Raw genomic sequence first — 272 nt, 5'->3', positions numbered from 1 at the left:
CAATCACTGATTTGCCACTGCGTGATCCGTGCTGGTGTCCAGTCATTGGCTGAGTCATCTTCGATAGACATACCAAGTGGCATGATGCGCTCAGCGACCATGGTGATGACATCGGTATCACTGTCGACATGGCAGCGCTGCTGGTCGTGCAGCTGATGTGTGATCGGCTGAACCAGCAGCCGATAGTAACCATAACTGCCGTCATGATCCAGTTGACGCATTGCGGTGATATGCAGATGACGGTAGTGCTCACCGCTCGGTGTGTTAAAGCT

Annotated in this window: 1 protein-coding gene; it reads right to left on the bottom strand. The window is 52.9% G+C overall.

The genetic code is table 11. The annotated features are described in order from the left end of the window. On the bottom strand, nucleotides 1–272 hold a 272-nt coding region (locus tag ACFI32_RS14875; protein ID WP_462627399.1), incomplete at both ends, for a hypothetical protein.

This window comes from Psychrobacter sp. PSi21, assembly GCF_054960615.1.
Note: the sequence above shows the minus strand (reverse complement) of the source record. Positions and strands in the feature narration are given on the sequence as shown.